Here is an 18,110-nt window from a genome sequence, read left to right as displayed (position 1 = left end):
TTGGCAAACAACTGTAGCATGATCGGCCAAGTTAGACTGCCCACGAGAACATTTCGACGAAGGATCTTTGTTGGTTTAGCGTGATTGGATCGACAGCGATGCGTCGCGGTCTTCCCAGCCGGCTTTGGCAAGCTCGGGGGTGTCAGACAGCTCTTCGGGCCAGCCGACGCAGAGATAGGCTACCAAGGACCAGTCCGCCGGTGCGTTCAGGTCGCGGTTGAGCTGCTCCGGATCAAGGATAGAGACCCAGCCGACGCCAAGCCCGTAGGTGCGGGCGGTGAGCCAGAATTGGGTGATGGCGCCCACCACGGAGTAGCGACGCATTTCAGGCATTGTGGCGGCGCCAAGACCCGCGCCTTTGGCGGTGGCATCGTCACAATAGATGGCAAGCTGCACGGGGGCGTCTTTCATGCCTGAAAGTTTCAGCCCCGCATAAAGCGCCGCGCGGTCGCCGTCGTAGCCCGCCAGGGCGGTGGCATTGGCAGCTTCGAAATTCTTGAGGGCGGCGGTGCGGGCTTCATCGCTTTCAATGCGCAGCACACGCCAGGGCTCCGACAGGCCCACAGAGGGCGCGAGGAGAAAGGTGTCGAGGCACGCCTGAAGCAGTGCCTCGTCCACCGGATCGGTGCGGAAGCGACGCACATCGCGCCGCCACCGCATGAGGCGTGTCAGATCGTCCCGGAAATCTGAGGTAAATTCGGTCATTCCGGGGCCGGTCCGTCTTACTCTTCTGCGGCTGCTTCAGCAGCTTCAGCTGCTTTTGCAGCTTTTTCTTCTGCGCGGTCTTTGGCTTTCTGGCCTGGTTCCGCTTTCTTAGGGTTGTTGCGCTCTTTCTTCGCCAGAGTGCCTGCTGCTTCCAGGAAACGTGCCACACGGTCAGAAGGCTGTGCGCCCTGGTCCAGCCAGTACTGAACGCGCTCCATGTCCAGTTTTACGCGCTCTTCGCTGTCTTTAGGCAGCAGCGGGTTGTAGGTGCCGAGCTTCTCGATGAAGCGGCCGTCACGTGGCATGCGGCTGTCCGCTGCAACAACGCGGTAGAAAGGGCGTTTTTTGGAACCGCCGCGGGCGAGACGAATTTTCATAGCCATGGGTGTATCTCCTATAATGGCGTTTGCACTTGCGTGCATATTTGGGTGCACCGTTTTGGTGCGGGTTGGGTCGAAGGACAGGTCAGTCTCTGCCCAACGGTTTGTTATTCCTGATGTTTCTTGTGGTGCTGAATGACCTCAGCGATGATGAAATTCAGGAAATTCTTGGCGAATTCGGGATCCAGATTGGCCCGTTTCGCAAGATCTTCGAGACGTGCGATCTGCGTGGCTTCGCGCGCGGGATCGGACGGGGGAAGGTCGTGGGTGGCTTTCAGTTTGCCCACCGCCTGCGTGTGTTTGAACCGCTCGCCCAGCGTGTAGACGAGGATCGCATCGAGGCGGTCGATGCTTTCACGGTGCTCTTTGAGCACCTCGGCGGCGCGCAGGGCCGCGTCGTTCGCTTGGTCAGTCAAGGGCGTGGCCTTTCGGTTTGAACATCGGATCGGCGTAGTGGCTGATTTCCATCTCGATCGCATCGGCAATCTGAGAGGAGCGCAGGGCATCGGGGCTGGGGTGGCGGTAGACCACATCGTGGCCATCCACGGAGGCCGCTGTTTTGTCTTTCACCGCACCCAGACGCTCGGCCAGCCGGATGCTGTCCAGATTTTTAGGGTCGATGTAGCTGACCGCGCCGTCCCAGCCCAGCTGCTCATAGAAGTGACGGCGCACCGCATGGGTGGCCTCAAGCGCGTAGCCTTTGCCAGCCTTGTCCGGCCAGATGATCCAGGCGATCTCGCGCTCTGGCCATTTGGCAGGGAACCAGCCGCCCGCCATGCCGAGGGTCTCGTCGGTGTCCTTGTCGTGGATCATCCACATGCCGTAGCCGCGGATGTTCCAGTGACCGATTTCCGCCGCATAGAGCATCCATGTCTCATAAGCATTGAGCGGCCCGCCCATGAAGCGGGAGCGGTAGGAGGCAAAGGTGGCCTTGAAGTTCGGATAGTCCTCAGGCTCCGGAACGCGCAGTACGAGGCGTTTGGTTTCCAGAACTGGGATGGTTGGCACGGACATCAGAGCGCCTCCACTTTGGGGTGGCGGTAGACGTGGCAGAATTTGCCAAGGAGTTCATGCTCGTGTTCGAAAGTCGCACCAAGGCGTTTGGCCATGGCAACAGAACGGCTGTTGGCCGGGGCCAGGTAGCTCATAAGGTGCGAAAGGCCAAAGTGCTCGGCTGCGTAGGAGCGCGCGGCAATTGCCGCCTCAGACGCATACCCCTTGCCTTCGCCTTCTGCCAGAACACTCCAGCCCAGTTCTGGTTCATGCCAGCCCGGAGCGTTGATGATGCCGGTCCATCCAAGGAAAGTGCCGGAGGTCTTGTCTTCAAAGTGCCAGAGGCCGTAGCCGCGTACAACCCAATGTCCCAGACGGCTTGTCAGGGATGTGAAGGTGGCCGCTTCGTCGCGGGGGCCACCGACAAAGGCGCTGCGGTCAGAGGCATAGAAGGCGACCATGGGCTCCAGATCGGAAAGCTGCGGCGCGCGCAGGCGCAGTCGCTCGGTTTCGATCTCGGGGATGTTCAGCGTGAGGCTCATGCGTAGGCCTCCGGACTTCCGTCATTGTCTTGTGGGACGTGACGATAGACCAAATCATCCGGGTCGCCGTCTGGTCGGGCTGCGTTGTCGTCGCGCATCGCGCCTAGGCGTTCCGCAAGGCGGATGGAGGCTGCGTTTTCGGCGCTGATGTAGCTCACCAAGGTGGAAAGCCCTTTGGTGCCAAAGGCCCAGTTGCGTGCGGCTGTTGCCGCTTCAAACGCATATCCTTTGCCTTGGGCTTCCGGGAAGAAACACCAGCCGATTTCGACTTCGGGAAAGCGTGGCGGTTTGTTGATGCCGACCTGTCCGATGAGAGCGCCGGTTTCTGTCAGCTCCACCGCCCAGCTGCCATAGCCAAGCCATTGCCAGCTGGTGATCTCAGCTCCGAGCCAACGCCAGAGTTCGTCTGCGGTGATCGGCCCTCCCATATATTGCGCCCAATCCGTTGCGAAATGCGCGGCCAGCGGCTCGAAATCATCGAGCACGTGATGGCGCAGCGTCAGGCGCGGAGTGGATATGGTGGGCGCAATGGTCATGTGGCTTAGACCCGTGGGCACTCGTCGAGTTCGAAAATGAAGCTGCTGGAGACACCGGACTGGAGCCTCTGGGTGTCATGGCTGACCGGGCGCACTTCGCGGCAGGCGGTCTGGCGGCGCAGTTCTGAGTCTGCCAGGGCAAAGAGTTTGCCATAGCCGATGGAGCTGCCGGTTTCGGTGAAGTTCACCTCTGCTTCATAGGCACGGGCGGTCACGGTGGCGGGGATGCCATCCAGAACGGTGCGGTAGTCACCGCGGATCGGGCCTTCTGGCAACGTGTCAAGATCGACGGTGATCAGGTCACCACATGCTGCGAGCGCAGCGAAGAGGGGGATAGAGAGGAGTTTTTTCACGATCAGCGTCCTTCGGTGTGTACGTTATTTTTTCTTGCCAAAGCCGGAGAGGCCGGAGGGCAGCCCCATGCCGCCACCAAGGCCGGGCAGGCCACCTGGCAGGCCGCCTTTGGCGCCCATAGCTTTGGCTGCGGCTTCCAGCGCTTTGGGATCCATTTGAGACGGGTCCATGCCAGCCATGTCGTGGCCGCCTTTGCCGCCCATCATGCCTTTCATGGCTTGCTTGAGCATGCCACCTTTGCCCATTTTGCCCATCTTTTTCATCATGTCAGACATCTGGCGCTGCATCTTGAGCAGCTTGTTGAGGTCGGAGACCTCCATGCCGGAGCCTGCGGCGATCCGCTTTTTGCGGGACGCTTGAAGGATCTGCGGGTTGGCGCGTTCCATTTTGGTCATGGATTGGATCATGGCGATCTGACGCTTGATCATGCGGTCATCAAAGCCCGCGTCCTGCACCTGTTTGGCCATTTTGCCCATGCCGGGAAGCATGCCCATCATGCCTTCCATGCCGCCCATCTTCTGCATCTGTTCAAGCTGCATCTTCAGGTCGTTCATGTTGAAGCGGCCTTTCTGGAAGCGCTTCATCATGCGTTCGGCCTGTTCGGCCTCAATGGTTTCCTGAGCCTTCTCTACAAGGGCAACAATGTCGCCCATGCCCAGAATGCGGCCTGCGATCCGGTCTGGCTCGAAGGTTTCCAGCGCGTCCATTTTCTCGCCGAGGCCGACGTATTTGATCGGCTTGCCGGTCACGGCGCGCATCGACAGGGCGGCACCGCCACGACCGTCACCGTCCATACGGGTCAGGACCACGCCGGAGATGCCGATTTTGCCGTCAAATTCTTCGGCCACCTCAACAGCCACCTGACCGGTGAGGCCGTCGACAACGAGGAGGGTTTCGCGCGGGTTCACCACGTCGCGCACATCCTCGACCTCTTTCATCAGGGTCTCGTCGATCTGCAAACGGCCCGCGGTGTCGAGCATGTAAACATCATAGCCGCCGAGCGTCGCCTGCTGTTTGGCGCGTTTGGCGATCTGCACAGCGCTTTCGCCCTGCACAATTGGCAGCGTGTCCACGCCGATCTGGGTGCCGAGCACGGCGAGCTGTTGCATCGCGGCGGGGCGGTAGATGTCAAGCGAGGCCATCAGCACGCGCTTGCCGTCTTTCTCGGTCAGGCGTTTGGCCAGCTTACCGGTGGTGGTGGTTTTACCGGAGCCCTGAAGACCGACCATCAGGATCGGGGCGGGCGGGTTGTCCACTTTCAGGGCGCCGAGGTCTTCGCCTTCGCCGCCTGCGAGCACGTTTTTCAGCTCGTCATGAACGATTTTCACAACCTGCTGGCCCGGGGTCACGGATTTGGTGACGGCCTGGCCGGTGGCTTTTTCCTGCACCGCTTTGACAAAGTCGCGTGCGACGGGCAGCGAAACGTCGGCCTCAAGCAGGGCCACACGCACTTCGCGCAGCGCGGTTTTGACGTCGTCTTCCGACAGCGCACCCTGTTTGGTGAGACGATCAAAGACACCAGAGAGGCGTTCGCTTAGATTTTCAAACATCGCTACCGGTTCCTTTTCACCGTTTCATATCTGGCCCGAACATATGTGCGAACCGCCCAAACGCCAATGTCCCCCGTGGGCGAAACTCGCTGACGGGGGGCGATCCCGGCACATAGGCCAAGGGACCGGAAGTTTGACGGACTCCCGGAATTGCTGCGCGTTTACGCCTGTGGAGGCGTTGAGTCAACAGGAGTTGCCGGATTTGGGCTTTCGCTTGCCTTTCAGCTGCGGCATGTCTGCTGGAAAGAAGGTGGCAGGGATCAGGGAGACGTTCATGGACGCATCATCAGAGTTTCAGGACAGCCTGCCTGTCAGTTCAGACGCGCTGTTGGCGCAGCTTGAGGCCTGGGGGCTGGATTATGCGCTGCACGCGCATGTGCCGTTGCGCACGGTTGAGGATGCCAAATCGGTTGAGGCGGCCATGGAGGTGGACGGCGAACGCGCGTTTCGTGTGAAAAACCTCTATCTGCGGGACAAGAAGAAGCGCAACTATCTGGTCACGCTGGAGCAGGATCGGGAAATCGATCTGAAAGCGCTCGGGGCGCAGCTGGGCGTGGGCAATCTGTCGTTTGGCTCCGCAGACCGGCTGCTGGAGAACCTTGGCGTGCGGCCCGGTGCGGTGACGCCGCTGGCGATGATCAATGGCGCAGAAAAAGGCGTGCGGTTCTTTATGGATGCGGAAGTGCAGAGCGCGGAGCGCATCTATATGCACCCGCTGGTCAATGATCGGACAGTAGCGATGTCTGTTGCGGATCTCTGGGCGTTTTTTGAGCGCATTGGCGTGACGCCCGAGATGCTGGAGCTGGGGTAGGGGCGTTGCCCCTCTCGCAGCAAGCTGCGATCACCCCAGAGTATTTTTGGCAGAATGAAGAGGGTTAGGCCGCTTTGGGCGCCACTTTTTCGCCGTCTTTGTTGAGGATGGTGACATCGGTGATGCCCACAAACCCCAGCACAAAGCGCAGGTAGTGTGAGGCAAAGTCGATGTCCGACCCGATCTCCGTGCCGCCGGAGGCGAAGGTGATGATGGCTTTTTTGCCTTCAAGCAGGCCTTTGGGGCCTTCTTCGGTATAGGCAAAGGTGACCCCGGCGCGGGCGATCTGGTCGATCCAGGCTTTGAGTTTGGCGGGGATCGAGAAGTTGTAGATCGCAACGCCGATCACCAGCGTGTCGGCTTCCTGAAGCTCGGCAACCAGCGCATCAGAGGTGGCGAGCGCGGCGTTTTGTGCCTCGGTGCGCGCCTCTGGCGGGGTGAAAGTGGCCTGGGTGAAAGCTTCATCCAGGAACGGCAGATCTGTTTGGGCCAGATCGCGGCGGATGACTTTATCGGCGTTCAGATCAGCGACCAGTTTGGCGGAGGCCTGACGGGAGGCGGAGTCGGCGAAACGGGCGGAGCTGTCGATGTGCAAGACGGTGTTGGACATGGGGTGTTCCTTTGAGAGATGGCTGCGGTGTGTCCTAGATTTGAGCATTGCGTCTTTGCGCGCAATTGCAGATATTGCGCATATTGTGTTTGAATATGCACAGTCAGCGCGATTGCGGAGGGGATGTCATGAAAAATTGGGACGAGGTGCGCACAGCCTTTCAGGTGGCGCGATTAGGCACGGTGAGCGGCGCTGCGGAAGCGCTTGGGGTCCATCATGCCACGGTCATTCGGCATATTGACGCGCTGGAAGGGCAGTTGGGCGTGAAGCTGTTTCAGCGCCATGCGCGCGGCTATACGGCGACGGAAGCGGGCGAAGATCTGATGCGGGTGGCGCAGGCCACGGATGATCAGTTTGGCCAGCTGGAAGGCCGCATCAAGGGGCGCGGCGCAGATGTGGCCGGGGAGTTGGTGGTGACGTCGCTTGCGGGGTTTGCACCGCTGCTCTCTCCGATCCTTGCGGATTTTCAGGCCGAGCACCCGGATGTTCTGGTGCGGTTTCTGACCGGCGATCGGGTGTTTCGCCTGGAGTATGGCGAGGCCCATGTGGCGATCCGGGCCGGGGCTGGTGACGTGCAGCCTGATAATGTGGTGCAGCCTTTGGCACAAATGCCAAACGCGCTGTTTGCGTCCCAGAGCTATATCGACCGGTACGGCCTGCCCAAAGATGAGGCTGATCTTGTGAACCACCGCTTTGTCGGGCACGACAATCCAGACAGCCGCGCGCCGTTTGATCGCTGGCTCAAGACCCATGTGCCACGGGAAAATGTGGTTTTCCGCTCGACCTCTGATCGGGCCATGGAAGAAGCGGTGCAGGCTGGTGCCGGGCTGGGCTTCATGCCGGTATGGGCGGCCACATATTGTAAGGAGGTCGTTGAGGTGCTGCCGACGCGGCCGGAATGGGACGCGCCTGTGCGCATTATCACCCATGTGGATTTGCATCGCACCATCAAGGTGCAGACCTTCCTGACGTTTCTGAAGGAACGCGCTGGCGCCTGGGTCGCTGGCATATGAGCGATACGATGAAGATGGCTGCGAAACCAAAGCTGGGCCTGCCGCTGCGGGGGCATTTGGCGATGCTGCTGTTCTCAGCACTGGTGGCGGGTTCCTTTTCGCTGGGCTCCTTGAGCGCCAATGCGGTGGAGCCTGCCGCGTTGAATGCAGTGCGGTTTCTGATCGCGGCGGCGGTGATAGGTGTGGCGGCGCTGGCCACCAAGGGGCTGCCGCGCACGGCATGGCGCGCGCCGTGGCGCTATCTGGTTCTAGGCGGTCTGTTTGCCGGATATTTTGTGCTGATGTTTGAGGGGCTGAAAACAGCGCATCCAGTGAGCACAGCGGCGGTTTTCACGCTAACGCCGGTGATGTCGGCGGTGTTTGGCTGGGGGCTGCTGGGGCAGATCACCACACGGCGGATGCTGTTGGCGCTGGCGATTGGGGCGGTGGGCGCGCTTTGGGTGATTTTTCGGGCTGATTGGGCCGCGTTCCGGCGGTTTGAGGTCGGGCAGGGGGAAATCTATTACTTCTGGGGCTGCATGTTGCACGCGCTCTATACGCCGATGGTGCGCAAGCTGAACCGGGGCGAGGCGCCGATTGTGTTCACTTTTGGCACGCTGGTGGCGGGGTTTTTGATCCTGTCCGTGTTCGGTGCGTCTGACATCCTCGCGACAGATTGGTTTGCATTGGACCGTGTGGTTTGGACAGCCATCGTGTATCTGGCCGTCTTCGCTAGTGCGGTGACCTTTGTCCTTGTGCAGTTTGCCTCGCTCAACCTGCCAAGTGCCAAGGTGATGGCCTATACCTATCTGGTGCCAAGCTGGGTGATCTGTTGGGAGATTGCGCTTGGGAATGGTGCGCCAACCGGTCTGGTGCTGGTTGGGATCGGTTTGACCTGCATTGCGCTGTTGATGCTGCTTGAGGGGGATACCTAGACAGTATCGCCTGCGGGTAGCGTGTCGTTGAGTTCGACCTCAAGGAAGCGCTCAAACGCATCCAGATGGATGGGCTCAAACTGGCCAAACCCCTGCATCCAGACAGAGGCGGCGCGCAGGGCGTCTGGCTCGAGCTTGCACCATTTCACACGGCCGCGCTTTTCCTGTGAGATCAGGCCCGCCTTGGTCAGGATCATCAAATGCTTGGAAATTGCGGCTAGGGACATCTCAAAAGGCTCTGCCACGTCGGTGACCGCCATGTCATCTTCCAGAAGCATGGTGAGGATCGCGCGGCGGGTTGGGTCGGCAAGCGCGGAGAAGACTGTATCTAAAGATGACGCCATGAGGCTTATGTAACGATGCAACGCCCATTGTGAAAGGGACTTGCCGGGCGCTCAGCCATAAGGATGGTGTGTGTGCTGCGAGGGCAGGCGCAGTTTGAGCAGTTCGCGTTCCGTCGGGGAGAGGCCAATGTCGCGTGCGAGATGGTCAGACAGCGGCGGTTTTGGGTGGTTAAGGTATTTCAGGCGATCCCTTATATTTCGCAGCGCGCGCGCCAAAGTCTTCGGGGAGGCGAGCGCAAAGGAGAACCATGCGCGCCGAAGCGCGGTTTTTGAGTAAGACATTAGAATGCTCCTGAAAAATGCTATGTTGTGACTGTTTCAGAGACGTATGCGCGGCGCAATTGGCGTTTCTTGACAGATTGTATGCCGAAAAGGCACAAGTGTGGGTATGTCGAGAAACTTACCTCCGTTAAATGCCCTGCGTGCCTTTGAGGCGGCGGGACGGCATGAAAGCTTTAGCAAGGCGGCGAAGGAGTTGAATGTTGCGCATTCGGCGGTGAGCCGACATGTGCGCGGCTTGGAGGCGCGTCTTGGAGTGAAGCTGTTTCGCGATCTGCCGCGTGGTGTGGCTCTGACCCCTGAAGGAAAGAGCTATTTGGAGAGGGTGGTTCTGGCACTGGACCTGATCGCCGAGGCAACCGAGGATTTGACGGATGCGCCGGTTGGAAAAGTGGTGGTGAATTGTGAGGCGTTCTTTGCTGAGCGCTTTATTGTGCCCCGGCTGGCGCGGTTCTATGCGGCGTATCCTGAAATCGATCTTCGGTTGGAGACTTCTGACCACTTAGCGGATGTGGAGCGCTATGAGGCGGATCTTGCAGTGCGATTTGCGCATTCTGGTGCGTTGACCGTGCCCTGTGATCTGTTGTCGGACGCCATGGTCTATCCTTTTGCAACCCCTGAGGTGGCGCGCGCCTTTAACGTGCCCGAGGATTTGTTGACGGTGACGCGTTTCAGGGATCGGCGAGACGATCTGTGGCGGGCTTGGTTTGAAGCAGTCGATGTGGTGCCGGTTGGTGTTCCGGACAAAGATTGGCGTCTGCAAAAGACTATGGCCTACGAGGCGACGCTCAATGGGTTGGGGGTTCTTCTGTGCTCTGAGGAGGTGACGTCTGCCGATGTGGCGCGAGGTCGGCTGGTGAAGTGCAATGATCGTGGGTTGCGAGACGGCGCGTTTTTTCTCGTCCATGGCAGCCGTGGTATACGGCGCGCGGCCGTGCGCGCTTTTCAGCAGTGGCTGCTCAAGGAGACCGAACCGTTCCGCAGGGCTCAGGGCTGAGCAGGCCAAAAGCCAAAATCAACCAAAAGGTTGAATATAGGATTTGGCGCAAATGCACGCGGACTGCATCGGATGTTGGCTGCCAATGCCTGTGGCTCACTAAAAAATAATATTTGAAAACAGAGGCTTGCGACAGTGTCGCAGGCTTCGCCAATTCTGTTGACTCATAGGCCCCGCCACCGTAGCAATGCCGCATCGTTAGCAAGGGGTAAATTGCGCGTGCGCGAGACCGACCACAAAGACCAAATGCAGCGTCTTGAGGAGCGGATCGCAGCGGCCAAACAGGCCCAGGACCCGAAACCCCGCGCTGATGAGCACTATTCGGCGGCCAATCAGGCCTGGCGCATGGTGATTGAAATGGTGGCCGGTCTTGGGATCGGCTTTGGCATCGGATACGGGCTGGACAGCCTGTTCGGGACACTCCCGATCTTCATGGTGCTGTTTACAATGTTCGGTCTGGCCGCTGGCATCAATGTGATGCTGCGCAGCGCCAAAGAGATCGAAGAGAAACAAGCGGCTGAGGCCGCAAAGCTAGATAAGGCAGCCAAGGCTGCCGAGAGAGACGAGAGGGATTGAACGTGGCAAGCGAAGCACACGGCGCAGAAGAAGGCGGTCTGGTATTCCACCCGATGGACCAGTTCATCATCAAACCTTTGTTTGGTGGCGATCACATCGGCCTGTTCACCATCACCAATGCAACCCTCTGGATGGCGCTGGCGGTTGTCGCTGTTGTGGCTCTGATGGTGGTTGGCACACGTCGCCGCGCGATCGTGCCAAGCCGTGGTCAGTCCATCGGTGAGCTGGCTTACGGTTTCATCTACAAGATGGTTGAGGATGTTGCGGGCAAAGACGCCGTGAAGTTCTTCCCATATATCATGACGCTGTTCTTGTTCATCGTTATGGCCAACTTCCTCGGCCTGATCCCGATGTCCTTCACCACCACCTCCCACTTCGCTGTGACTGTTGTTCTGGCGCTGTTGGTGTTTGTCACCGTGACCGTGGTGGGCTTTGTTAAGAACGGCGCAGGCTTCCTTGGTCTGTTCTGGGTCTCCAGCGCGCCGCTGCCGCTGCGCCCGATCCTCGCCATCATCGAAGTGATTTCCTATTTCGTGCGCCCCGTCAGCCACAGCATTCGTCTCGCTGGTAACGTGATGGCGGGCCACGCCGTGATCAAAGTGTTCGCAGGCTTTGCCGCGATCGCAGTTGTCAGCCCGGTCTCCGTGGTTGCGATCACCGCGATGTACGGTCTTGAGGTCCTGGTGGCCTTCATCCAGGCCTACGTCTTCACCATTCTGACCTGTGTGTATCTGAAAGATGCGCTGCATCCGTCACACTAAGGATTGCGGTGCGCCCTGACGGCGCACCCGACACAGGCTCAAACCAAACAACCCTGAATTCAAACTTCCAATCGTAAGGAGATACCCCCATGGAAGGTCAACTCGCACACATCGGCGCAGGTCTCGCAGCAATCGGTTCCGGCGCAGCCGCAATCGGTGTTGGTAACGTCGCAGGCAACTTCCTGGCCGGCGCTCTGCGCAACCCATCCGCAGCTGCTTCCCAGACTGCAACCCTCTTCATCGGCATCGCATTCGCAGAAGCACTGGGCATCTTCTCGTTCCTGGTTGCTCTGCTGCTGATGTTCGCCGTCTAAGCCTACGGAACCATCCTTACGTGCGGGTGCGGGCGCACTTGCTTGCGCCCCGCCCGTAACCCAACGGAAGTTCCCAGGAGGACGACATGGCGACCAAAACGACTGACGCCGCAGGCCACGCAGCAGAGGCCGCCTCTGCACCGGGCATGCCACAGCTCGATTTCTCGAACTGGGGCAACCAGATTTTCTGGCTTCTGGTCACACTTGTTGTGATCTATCTCGTCCTGTCGCGCATCGCGCTGCCGCGCATTGCTGCGGTTCTGGCTGAGCGCCAGGGGACCATTACAAATGACATCGCCGCAGCTGAAGAGCTGAAGGCGAAGGCCGTGGAAGCGGAAGAGGCTTACAACAAAGCCCTTGCGGACGCGAAAGCCGAAGCGCAGCGCATCGTTGCCGAGGCCAAAGCGGAAATCCAGGCCGACCTGAACGCCGCCACCGAAAAGGCGGACGCAGAGATTGCAGCGAAAGCCGCTGAGTCGGAGAAGGCGATTGCCGAGATCCGCGCCGGTGCGCTTGAGAGCATCAAGGACGTGGCCAACGCGACCACCTCTGAGCTGGTAACAGCCCTGGGCGGTGCGGCAGATGACGCAGAAGTGGCCAAGGCCGTTGATGCGCAGATGAAAGGGTAAGACAATGCGGAAACTGACCACATTTGCTGCCCTTATGGCGTTGAGCGCAACACCTGCGCTCGCAGCAAGCGGCCCGTTCTTCTCCCTGAAGAACACCGACTTCATCGTGACGCTCGGCTTCATCCTGTTCATCGCGGTTCTGTTCTACTTCAAAGTGCCTTCCCTGTTGGGCGGCATGCTGGACAAGCGCGCAGATGACATCAAATCGGAGCTGGACGAAGCCCGCGCCCTGCGTGAGGAAGCTCAGACCGTTCTGGCGTCTTATGAGCGCAAGCAGAAAGAAGTGCAGGAGCAAGCGGCCCGCATCGTAGAGCAGGCGAAAGCCGAAGCTCAGGCGGCGGCTGATCAGGCCAAAGTCGATCTGGAAAATTCCATCGCGCGCCGTCTGGCCGCTGCGGAAGATCAGATTGCCTCTGCTGAAGCTGCGGCTGTGAAAGAAGTGCGCGACCAGGCCGTGGTTGTTGCTGTTGGCGCGGCCCGCGAAGTGATCGCAGGCCAAATGAGCGCGGCAGCAGCCAACAAGCTGATCGATGCCGGCATCGCAGAAGTGGATGCCAAGCTGCACTGATCTTATGTGCATAGAGTTGAAGAACCCGGCCCCTGTGGCCGGGTTTTTTCGTTTCGCCATGCTGATGCCGCAATGCTGTGATGGAAGATCTGCAGAAACTGATCTTTTGAACACCGGATCCCTTATGCCTGCATCGCGTCTCACCCTTTCAGCCGCCCTTTTGCTGTTTGCCATGGGCTGCGCCAGCACCACCCGTGTTGCCACCAGCCCAACTTCGGCGGCGCCTGATGAGGTGTTCTGGGCCAAGAACCAAATTGCCGAGCAGACAGCCACGCCGGGGGCGGTGCGGTTCTCCCGCTTTGAGAGCTATGCGCTGAGCAATGGGGATCGTGTCTATTGCGGTGACATGAGCGCGCCGGGGCTCGCTGGCTCCGTGCCGTTTTATATGCGCAGCAGAGGTACGGTCGTGAAAGCCATTGAGGCTGATCTGGAGAGCGCGGATTTTGTGCGTGGCAAATGCGCAGAGGCCCGCAAGGGCGCCCTGCGCATCAATGAGGTTTAGCGCACGGGATCAAAGCGCGCGCTTGTCTGTGTGCAGTCTCGCACCACGTCGCGGCCGCATGGGACCGGCTCTAGCGATTTGTTCATGCAGATGCGCGCTTCTTGAATGAAGTCTCCACGGCAGGTGATGGTCACCATGTCCGGCTCAAGCTCCGGGTTTGCTTTCAGGAAGGCTGCTTCAACGACGGCTGCGGGCAGGGTGATGGTTTCTTTCACTTTCCGGAAGACCGGCGGTCGCACCACGCTCTCAAAAGCCTCACGCGCCGTGGCGTAGTAGTCTTCGCCAGACAGGCCGGAGCACGTGCCGTGTTTCTTCCACTGATACCAAGCCAGCCCTGAGGTGCCCATGATGTCAGCCATGGCGTTGGTGAGATGGCGCGGCGGGTTGCGTTCTGCGGAGCTGCAATAAGACGGCCAGCCTTGATGGAACTGCGGCCAGAGGCCATGCATAATCCAGCCGTGATCTTCAGAGGCCTCACATTGCGGGCTGCCTTTGGCGTCGCCTTCCATGGCGCACCAATTGGGCGACCAGCTGAGCGCCAGAACGTAATAGTCAAACTCTCCGGCGGTCTCACCCTCTGCCCAGACAGGCAGGGCAGTCAGTGCGAGAAGGGCGGCTGCAAGCAATGAACGCATTCACTCTTTCCTTTTTTGCTCAGGCGCACTATATCGGCCTTAAGTTCCCCGACAACGGAAACCCGCACCAGACCATCGGTGCCGTCTGACAAGAGTCAGACGACGGGAAAACTGTATCTTCGTCGGGGGGAGAGAGCGTAAGGAGTTAAGACATGGCCAAGCTGCTGCACCCAAAGGCCACCGCCGTTTGGCTGGTGGACAACACCACGATCAGCTTCAAACAGATCGCAGATTTTGTTGGCATGCATGAGCTGGAAATTCAGGGCATCGCGGATGGCGATGTGGCTGCTGGCGTGAAGGGCTTTGACCCGGTTGCCAACAACCAGCTGGTGCAGGAAGAGATCAATGCGGCGGAGAACAACCCGCTGCACAAGCTGAAGCTCAAGTTCAACGCAGCCGCCTCCGGTGAAGAGAAGCGCCGCGGGCCACGCTATACCCCGCTGTCCAAGCGTCAGGACCGACCTGCGTCCATCTTGTGGCTGGTGAAGTTCCACCCGGAGCTGTCTGACGGCCAGATCGGCAAGCTGGTTGGCACAACCAAGCCAACCATTCAGGCGATCCGCGAGCGGACCCACTGGAACATTGCCAACATTCAGCCCATCGACCCTGTGGCATTGGGCCTGTGTAAGCAGTCTGAGCTGGACCTCGCGGTGAACAAAGCGGCGGCGAAGAAAGCGGCAGAAGGCGGCATCATGTCCGATGATGAGCGTCGCAAGCTGGTGTCCACCGAGCAGTCGCTGGAGATGGAAGCAGAGCCGAAGATCCCGTCCGCCATCGAAGGTCTGGAGACTTTCTCCCTTGCGGATGATGACGAGGATGACACCGACACCCGCAGCGATGATGAATTCGCGGATGCGGACAGCTTCTTCAACCTGCCAGGTGGCGACGAAGAAGAGCAGCCTCGCTAAGCGCTGCGCTCATGTGAAATCACAAAAGGCCGTGCATATCCTGCGCGGCCTTTTTGTTTTTGACATTGCTCAAACCCTCCCGCGGGACGTCAAATATGGTCAGAGTGATTTGCGGGCGTTCAGCGCGGCGCTGATGGTGCCTTCGTCAAGGTAATCGAGTTCCCCGCCCACGGGCACACCCTGCGCCAGCGAGGTCAGGGTGACCTGTCCTTCCAATTGATCCGCAATGTAGTGCGCAGTGGTTTGCCCATCTACGGTGGCGTTGAGCGCCAGAATCACCTCGGTGACGCCCTCGCTGACCACACGGTCCATCAGACGGGGGATGGAGAGCTCCTCGGGGCCGACGCCCTCAAGTGCCGAGAGCGTGCCGCCAAGCACGTGATAGCGCCCGTCAAAGACGTTGGCGCGTTCCATGGCCCAGAGGTCTGACACGTCCTCTACGACGCAGAGCACGCCTGTGGCGCGCTTCTCAGAGGTACAGATGTCACAGATGTCAGAGGTGCCCACATTGCCGCAATTCAGGCATTCCCGCGCGCTGACGGCGACGGCTTGCATGGCATCGGCAAGGGGGGTGAGCTGGAGCGCCCGTTTGCGGATCAGATGCAGCACCGCGCGGCGGGCGGAGCGGGGGCCAAGCCCGGGCAGCTTGGCCATCATCTCGATCAGCGTATCAATTTCGGAACTGCTCATGTCCGGGCCTTTTCTGGCGACTGTTTTCGCCAGTTATAGCAAGAAAAAGCCCGGTGCACAGAAGGGTTTCTGAAGATCAGAAGGGCAGTTTCATGTCGGCGGGCAAGCCGAGTTCGGATGTGATTTTGGCCAGTTCGTCCTGCGCGCGCTCGGCGGCTTTGGACTGTGCGTCTTTGATGGCGGCGAGGATCAGGTCTTCGACCACTTCCTTGTCGTCGCCGTTGAAGATGGAAGGATCAATGTCCAGCGCCTTCAGCTCGCCCTTGGCAGAGGCTGTGGCTTTGACAAGGCCCGCACCGCTTTCGCCAACAACCATGATGTTGTGCAGTTCGTCCTGCATCTCGGTCATCTTGGTTTGCATTTGCTGGGCTTTTTTCATCATGCCGGCCATGTCGCCGAGATTGCCTAGACCTTTGAGCATTGGTCGTCTCCTAGAGGATTTCTTTGCAGAGTAGATACGGGCGATGGGGCTTAGGAACAAGGGGCAGCGGGTCGCAAGATGCGTGACCGGCGCGAAATGGCGCTTGTTGTGGGGAGGGGCGGCGGTTGGCTGTGGGAAACGGTTTGTGAGATCGGTTTGGTCTACGACCGTTCGCCACTGAAACGATTCACTGGATCGTTTCCTAGATTGCTTGGGCTCCGCCCGTTCGCACCTGAAATGATCCCCCGGATCATTTCCGAGACGGTGCTCACTCCTCAAACGGGTCCCATTCGTCTTCGACTTCGGGGAGGGCTTCGGCGAGGGCTTCGTTGGCAAGATCGCGGCGCGATTTGATTTCGGTGATCTTGGCTTTGGGGAAGGCGTCCATCACGGCCATGACCAGCGGATGGGCTTCGGCCTCGGCACGCATCTGATTTTTGGCGGCGTCGCGGATTTCCGCCACGCTGGGTGCGCCGCCGGTGTTCACCAGGGTGACAGCCCAGCGGCTGCCGGTCCAGCGCTGCAGGCGGCTTCCGAGGCGTTGGGCAAGATCGTTGGGGGCCTTGGGCGCGGGCTCAAACTCGATGCGGCCCGGGGAGTAATTGGCCAGCCGCACGCCGCCTTCCACTTCCACCAGCAGTTTCACGTCGCGCTGCTGACGGATCAGTTCGATCACGTGCTCGAAGGTCGGGTATTTGGCCAGCTCCGCAACATTCTGAGGGGCCAAAGCGGTGGCTTGGCCGTGGCCGCCTGCGCGCGCGGTCACGCCGCCGCCTTGGGGTGCGTGGCCCATCGGTGCGCCTTGCGCAACGGTGCCGCCGCCTGCGGGCACGCCCATGCCATTGCCGCCTCCGGGCGGGGGCGGTGGTGGCGGGGTGTCCTGCAGCTTGCGCACCAGCTCTTCGGGGCTGGGCAGGTCGGCCACATGGGTCAGGCGGATGATGGCCATTTCCGCGGCCATCATGGCGTTTGGTGCAGCCGCCACCTCTTCAAGTGCCTTGAGCAGCATCTGCCACATCCGGGTCAGAACGCGCATGGGAAGCTCATTGGCCATGGTCTGGCCGCGTGACCGCTCATCGGGGCTGACGGTGGGGTCTTCGGCCGCTTCCGGTGTGATCTTAACAACGGAGACCCAATGTGTGATCTCAGCCAGATCGCGCAGCACGGCCATCGGGTCGGCCCCGTCGGCATATTGGGCAGACAGCTCATTGAGCGCATTGCCCGCATCACCGCGCAGGATCATGTCAAAGAGATCCAGCACGCGGCCCCGGTCTGCGAGACCCAGCATGGCGCGGACCTGAACGGCGGTGGTTTCGCCAGCGCCGTGGGAAATCGCTTGATCCAGAAGGGATGTGGCGTCCCGTGCAGAACCTTCGGCGGCGCGGGTGATCAGCGCGAGCGCATCTTCGGCGATTTCCGCGCCCTCGGCTGTGGCGATGCGGGTGAGCATGCCAATCATGTCTTCAGGTTCGATCCGGCGCAGGTCAAACCGCTGACAGCGGGACAGCACGGTCACCGGAACTTTGCGAATCTCTGTGGTGGCGAAGATGAATTTGACGTGGGCAGGAGGCTCTTCCAGCGTTTTGAGCAGCGCGTTGAACGCGCTGGTGGAGAGCATGTGCACCTCATCGATGATGTAGATCTTGTAGCGCGCCGAAGCTGCGCGGTAGTGCACCGAGTCGATGATTTCACGTATGTCGTTCACACCGGTGCGGGAGGCGGCGTCCATCTCCATCACGTCGACGTGGCGGCCTTCCATGATCGCGACGCAATGTTCACACTCTCCGCAAGGTTCGGTGGTGGGGCCGGAGGTGCCATCCGGGCCGATACAGTTCATGCCTTTGGCGATGATCCGCGCTGTTGTGGTTTTGCCGGTGCCGCGAATCCCTGTCATGACAAAGGCTTGCGCAATGCGGTCGGCCTCAAAAGCGTTTTTGAGCGTGCGCACCATGGCGTCCTGCCCGACAAGATCCGCGAAGGTTTCGGGGCGATACTTGCGCGCGAGAACCTGATAGCCGGTGTCGGGAGTGTCGGTCATGGTCGTCCTGTGAGATTTCCGCCCGGAAGATTCGGGTGGT

At 59.9% G+C, this 18,110-nt stretch carries 25 protein-coding genes and 1 pseudogene; 11 read left to right on the top strand and 15 right to left on the bottom strand.

Annotated features, from left to right (window positions below; genetic code table 11):
• Window positions 1-75: 75 nt before the first annotated feature.
• The 8 genes from bluB to ffh all read right to left on the bottom strand — a co-directional run bounded on the left by bluB (window position 76) and on the right by ffh (window position 5,060).
• The gene (bluB, locus tag J7399_RS16805) at window positions 76-705 is read right to left on the bottom strand and encodes a 5,6-dimethylbenzimidazole synthase (RefSeq protein ID WP_209087721.1); all 630 of its coding nucleotides are present in this window, start codon (window positions 703-705) and stop codon (window positions 76-78) included.
• A gap of 17 nt (window positions 706-722) precedes the next feature.
• Window positions 723-1,088, bottom strand: a complete 366-nt coding sequence (rpsP, locus tag J7399_RS16800) for a 30S ribosomal protein S16 (RefSeq protein WP_209079508.1) — start codon at window positions 1,086-1,088, stop codon at window positions 723-725.
• Window positions 1,089-1,192: 104 nt separating this feature from the next.
• Entirely contained in the window at window positions 1,193-1,501 is a 309-nt protein-coding gene (locus J7399_RS16795) for a chorismate mutase (protein WP_209087719.1), read from the bottom strand.
• On the bottom strand, window positions 1,494-2,099 hold the full coding sequence (locus tag J7399_RS16790; RefSeq protein WP_209087717.1) for a GNAT family N-acetyltransferase: 606 nt from the start codon (window positions 2,097-2,099) through the stop codon (window positions 1,494-1,496). The genes J7399_RS16795 and J7399_RS16790 overlap by 8 nt, the downstream gene beginning before the upstream one ends.
• Complete coding sequence (locus tag J7399_RS16785; protein WP_209064136.1) at window positions 2,099-2,620, bottom strand: GNAT family N-acetyltransferase; 522 nt, start codon at window positions 2,618-2,620, stop codon at window positions 2,099-2,101. Before J7399_RS16785 ends, J7399_RS16790 begins: the two co-directional genes overlap by 1 nt.
• A complete protein-coding gene (locus J7399_RS16780) occupies window positions 2,617-3,156 on the bottom strand; it encodes a GNAT family N-acetyltransferase (RefSeq protein ID WP_209087715.1) in 540 nt (179 codons plus the stop codon). Before J7399_RS16780 ends, J7399_RS16785 begins: the two co-directional genes overlap by 4 nt.
• Before the next feature lie 5 nt (window positions 3,157-3,161).
• A complete protein-coding gene (locus J7399_RS16775; protein ID WP_209064140.1) occupies window positions 3,162-3,509 on the bottom strand; it encodes a hypothetical protein in 348 nt (115 codons plus the stop codon).
• A gap of 24 nt (window positions 3,510-3,533) precedes the next feature.
• On the bottom strand, window positions 3,534-5,060 hold the full coding sequence (ffh, locus tag J7399_RS16770; RefSeq protein ID WP_209087713.1) for a signal recognition particle protein: 1,527 nt from the start codon (window positions 5,058-5,060) through the stop codon (window positions 3,534-3,536).
• 274 nt (window positions 5,061-5,334) lie between these two features.
• Here ffh and J7399_RS16765 point away from each other — a divergent pair, with 274 nt between their 5' ends.
• Window positions 5,335-5,871 (top strand): prolyl-tRNA synthetase associated domain-containing protein, encoded by a 537-nt coding sequence (locus J7399_RS16765; RefSeq protein ID WP_209087711.1) that lies wholly within the window; start codon window positions 5,335-5,337, stop codon window positions 5,869-5,871.
• 64 nt (window positions 5,872-5,935) lie between these two features.
• Here the strand turns inward: J7399_RS16765 and J7399_RS16760 are convergent, their stop codons facing one another.
• The gene (locus tag J7399_RS16760; protein ID WP_209087709.1) at window positions 5,936-6,481 is read right to left on the bottom strand and encodes an NAD(P)H-dependent oxidoreductase; all 546 of its coding nucleotides are present in this window, start codon (window positions 6,479-6,481) and stop codon (window positions 5,936-5,938) included.
• A gap of 128 nt (window positions 6,482-6,609) precedes the next feature.
• Between J7399_RS16760 and J7399_RS16755 the strand changes: the two genes are divergently transcribed.
• Together J7399_RS16755 and J7399_RS16750 are read left to right on the top strand one after the other, a co-directional pair.
• Window positions 6,610-7,494, top strand: a complete 885-nt coding sequence (locus J7399_RS16755; protein WP_209079514.1) for a LysR family transcriptional regulator — start codon at window positions 6,610-6,612, stop codon at window positions 7,492-7,494.
• A complete protein-coding gene (locus J7399_RS16750) occupies window positions 7,491-8,408 on the top strand; it encodes a DMT family transporter (RefSeq protein WP_247742935.1) in 918 nt (305 codons plus the stop codon). The genes J7399_RS16755 and J7399_RS16750 overlap by 4 nt, the downstream gene beginning before the upstream one ends.
• Here J7399_RS16750 and J7399_RS16745 read toward each other — a convergent pair.
• Both J7399_RS16745 and J7399_RS16740 read right to left on the bottom strand, forming a co-directional pair.
• Window positions 8,405-8,752 carry a metalloregulator ArsR/SmtB family transcription factor gene (locus J7399_RS16745; RefSeq protein ID WP_209087707.1) on the bottom strand — a complete coding sequence of 116 codons (348 nt, stop codon included), beginning with the start codon at window positions 8,750-8,752 and terminating at the stop codon, window positions 8,405-8,407. The genes J7399_RS16750 and J7399_RS16745 overlap by 4 nt on opposite strands.
• 51 nt (window positions 8,753-8,803) lie before the next feature.
• Window positions 8,804-9,034 carry a hypothetical protein gene (locus J7399_RS16740; protein WP_209087705.1) on the bottom strand — a complete coding sequence of 77 codons (231 nt, stop codon included), beginning with the start codon at window positions 9,032-9,034 and terminating at the stop codon, window positions 8,804-8,806.
• A gap of 106 nt (window positions 9,035-9,140) precedes the next feature.
• Here J7399_RS16740 and J7399_RS16735 point away from each other — a divergent pair, with 106 nt between their 5' ends.
• The 7 genes from J7399_RS16735 to J7399_RS16705 all read left to right on the top strand — a co-directional run bounded on the left by J7399_RS16735 (window position 9,141) and on the right by J7399_RS16705 (window position 13,378).
• The gene (locus J7399_RS16735) at window positions 9,141-10,028 is read left to right on the top strand and encodes a LysR family transcriptional regulator (protein WP_209087703.1); all 888 of its coding nucleotides are present in this window, start codon (window positions 9,141-9,143) and stop codon (window positions 10,026-10,028) included.
• A 219-nt stretch (window positions 10,029-10,247) separates the two neighbouring features.
• On the top strand, window positions 10,248-10,604 hold the full coding sequence (locus tag J7399_RS16730) for an AtpZ/AtpI family protein (protein ID WP_209064157.1): 357 nt from the start codon (window positions 10,248-10,250) through the stop codon (window positions 10,602-10,604).
• Window positions 10,605-10,606: 2 nt separating this feature from the next.
• Window positions 10,607-11,365 (top strand): F0F1 ATP synthase subunit A, encoded by a 759-nt coding sequence (locus tag J7399_RS16725; protein WP_209064159.1) that lies wholly within the window; start codon window positions 10,607-10,609, stop codon window positions 11,363-11,365.
• Window positions 11,366-11,454: 89 nt separating this feature from the next.
• Entirely contained in the window at window positions 11,455-11,679 is a 225-nt protein-coding gene (locus J7399_RS16720; protein WP_090027589.1) for a F0F1 ATP synthase subunit C, read from the top strand.
• A gap of 86 nt (window positions 11,680-11,765) precedes the next feature.
• Window positions 11,766-12,308, top strand: coding sequence for a F0F1 ATP synthase subunit B' (locus tag J7399_RS16715; RefSeq protein WP_209064162.1), 543 nt, complete (start codon window positions 11,766-11,768; stop codon window positions 12,306-12,308).
• A gap of 4 nt (window positions 12,309-12,312) precedes the next feature.
• Window positions 12,313-12,876, top strand: a complete 564-nt coding sequence (locus J7399_RS16710; protein WP_209064165.1) for a F0F1 ATP synthase subunit B — start codon at window positions 12,313-12,315, stop codon at window positions 12,874-12,876.
• Between the two features lie 124 nt (window positions 12,877-13,000).
• Complete coding sequence (locus J7399_RS16705) at window positions 13,001-13,378, top strand: hypothetical protein (protein ID WP_209087701.1); 378 nt, start codon at window positions 13,001-13,003, stop codon at window positions 13,376-13,378.
• Here J7399_RS16705 and J7399_RS16700 read toward each other — a convergent pair.
• Window positions 13,375-14,013, bottom strand: coding sequence for a ribonuclease T2 (locus J7399_RS16700; RefSeq protein ID WP_209087699.1), 639 nt, complete (start codon window positions 14,011-14,013; stop codon window positions 13,375-13,377). The two genes, J7399_RS16705 and J7399_RS16700, sit on opposite strands and share 4 nt — an antisense overlap.
• Before the next feature lie 152 nt (window positions 14,014-14,165).
• Here J7399_RS16700 and J7399_RS16695 point away from each other — a divergent pair, with 152 nt between their 5' ends.
• On the top strand, window positions 14,166-14,921 hold the full coding sequence (locus J7399_RS16695) for a DUF1013 domain-containing protein (protein WP_209064172.1): 756 nt from the start codon (window positions 14,166-14,168) through the stop codon (window positions 14,919-14,921).
• Between the two features lie 99 nt (window positions 14,922-15,020).
• On the opposite strand, the gene recR is transcribed toward J7399_RS16695, so the two are convergent.
• From recR to J7399_RS16680, 3 genes and pseudogenes are all read right to left on the bottom strand, one after another.
• Entirely contained in the window at window positions 15,021-15,611 is a 591-nt protein-coding gene (gene recR / locus J7399_RS16690) for a recombination mediator RecR (RefSeq protein WP_209064174.1), read from the bottom strand.
• Between the two features lie 76 nt (window positions 15,612-15,687).
• Window positions 15,688-16,032 (bottom strand): YbaB/EbfC family nucleoid-associated protein, encoded by a 345-nt coding sequence (locus tag J7399_RS16685; RefSeq protein WP_209087697.1) that lies wholly within the window; start codon window positions 16,030-16,032, stop codon window positions 15,688-15,690.
• A gap of 268 nt (window positions 16,033-16,300) precedes the next feature.
• A pseudogene (locus tag J7399_RS16680) lies at window positions 16,301-18,076 on the bottom strand (DNA polymerase III subunit gamma/tau); the annotation flags it as partial.
• Window positions 18,077-18,110 lie beyond the last annotated feature (34 nt).

It is taken from the genome of Shimia sp. R9_1 (assembly GCF_017743775.1).
In the GTDB taxonomy this organism is placed as follows: Bacteria; Pseudomonadota; Alphaproteobacteria; order Rhodobacterales; family Rhodobacteraceae; genus Shimia.
Note: the sequence above shows the minus strand (reverse complement) of the source record. Positions and strands in the feature narration are given on the sequence as shown.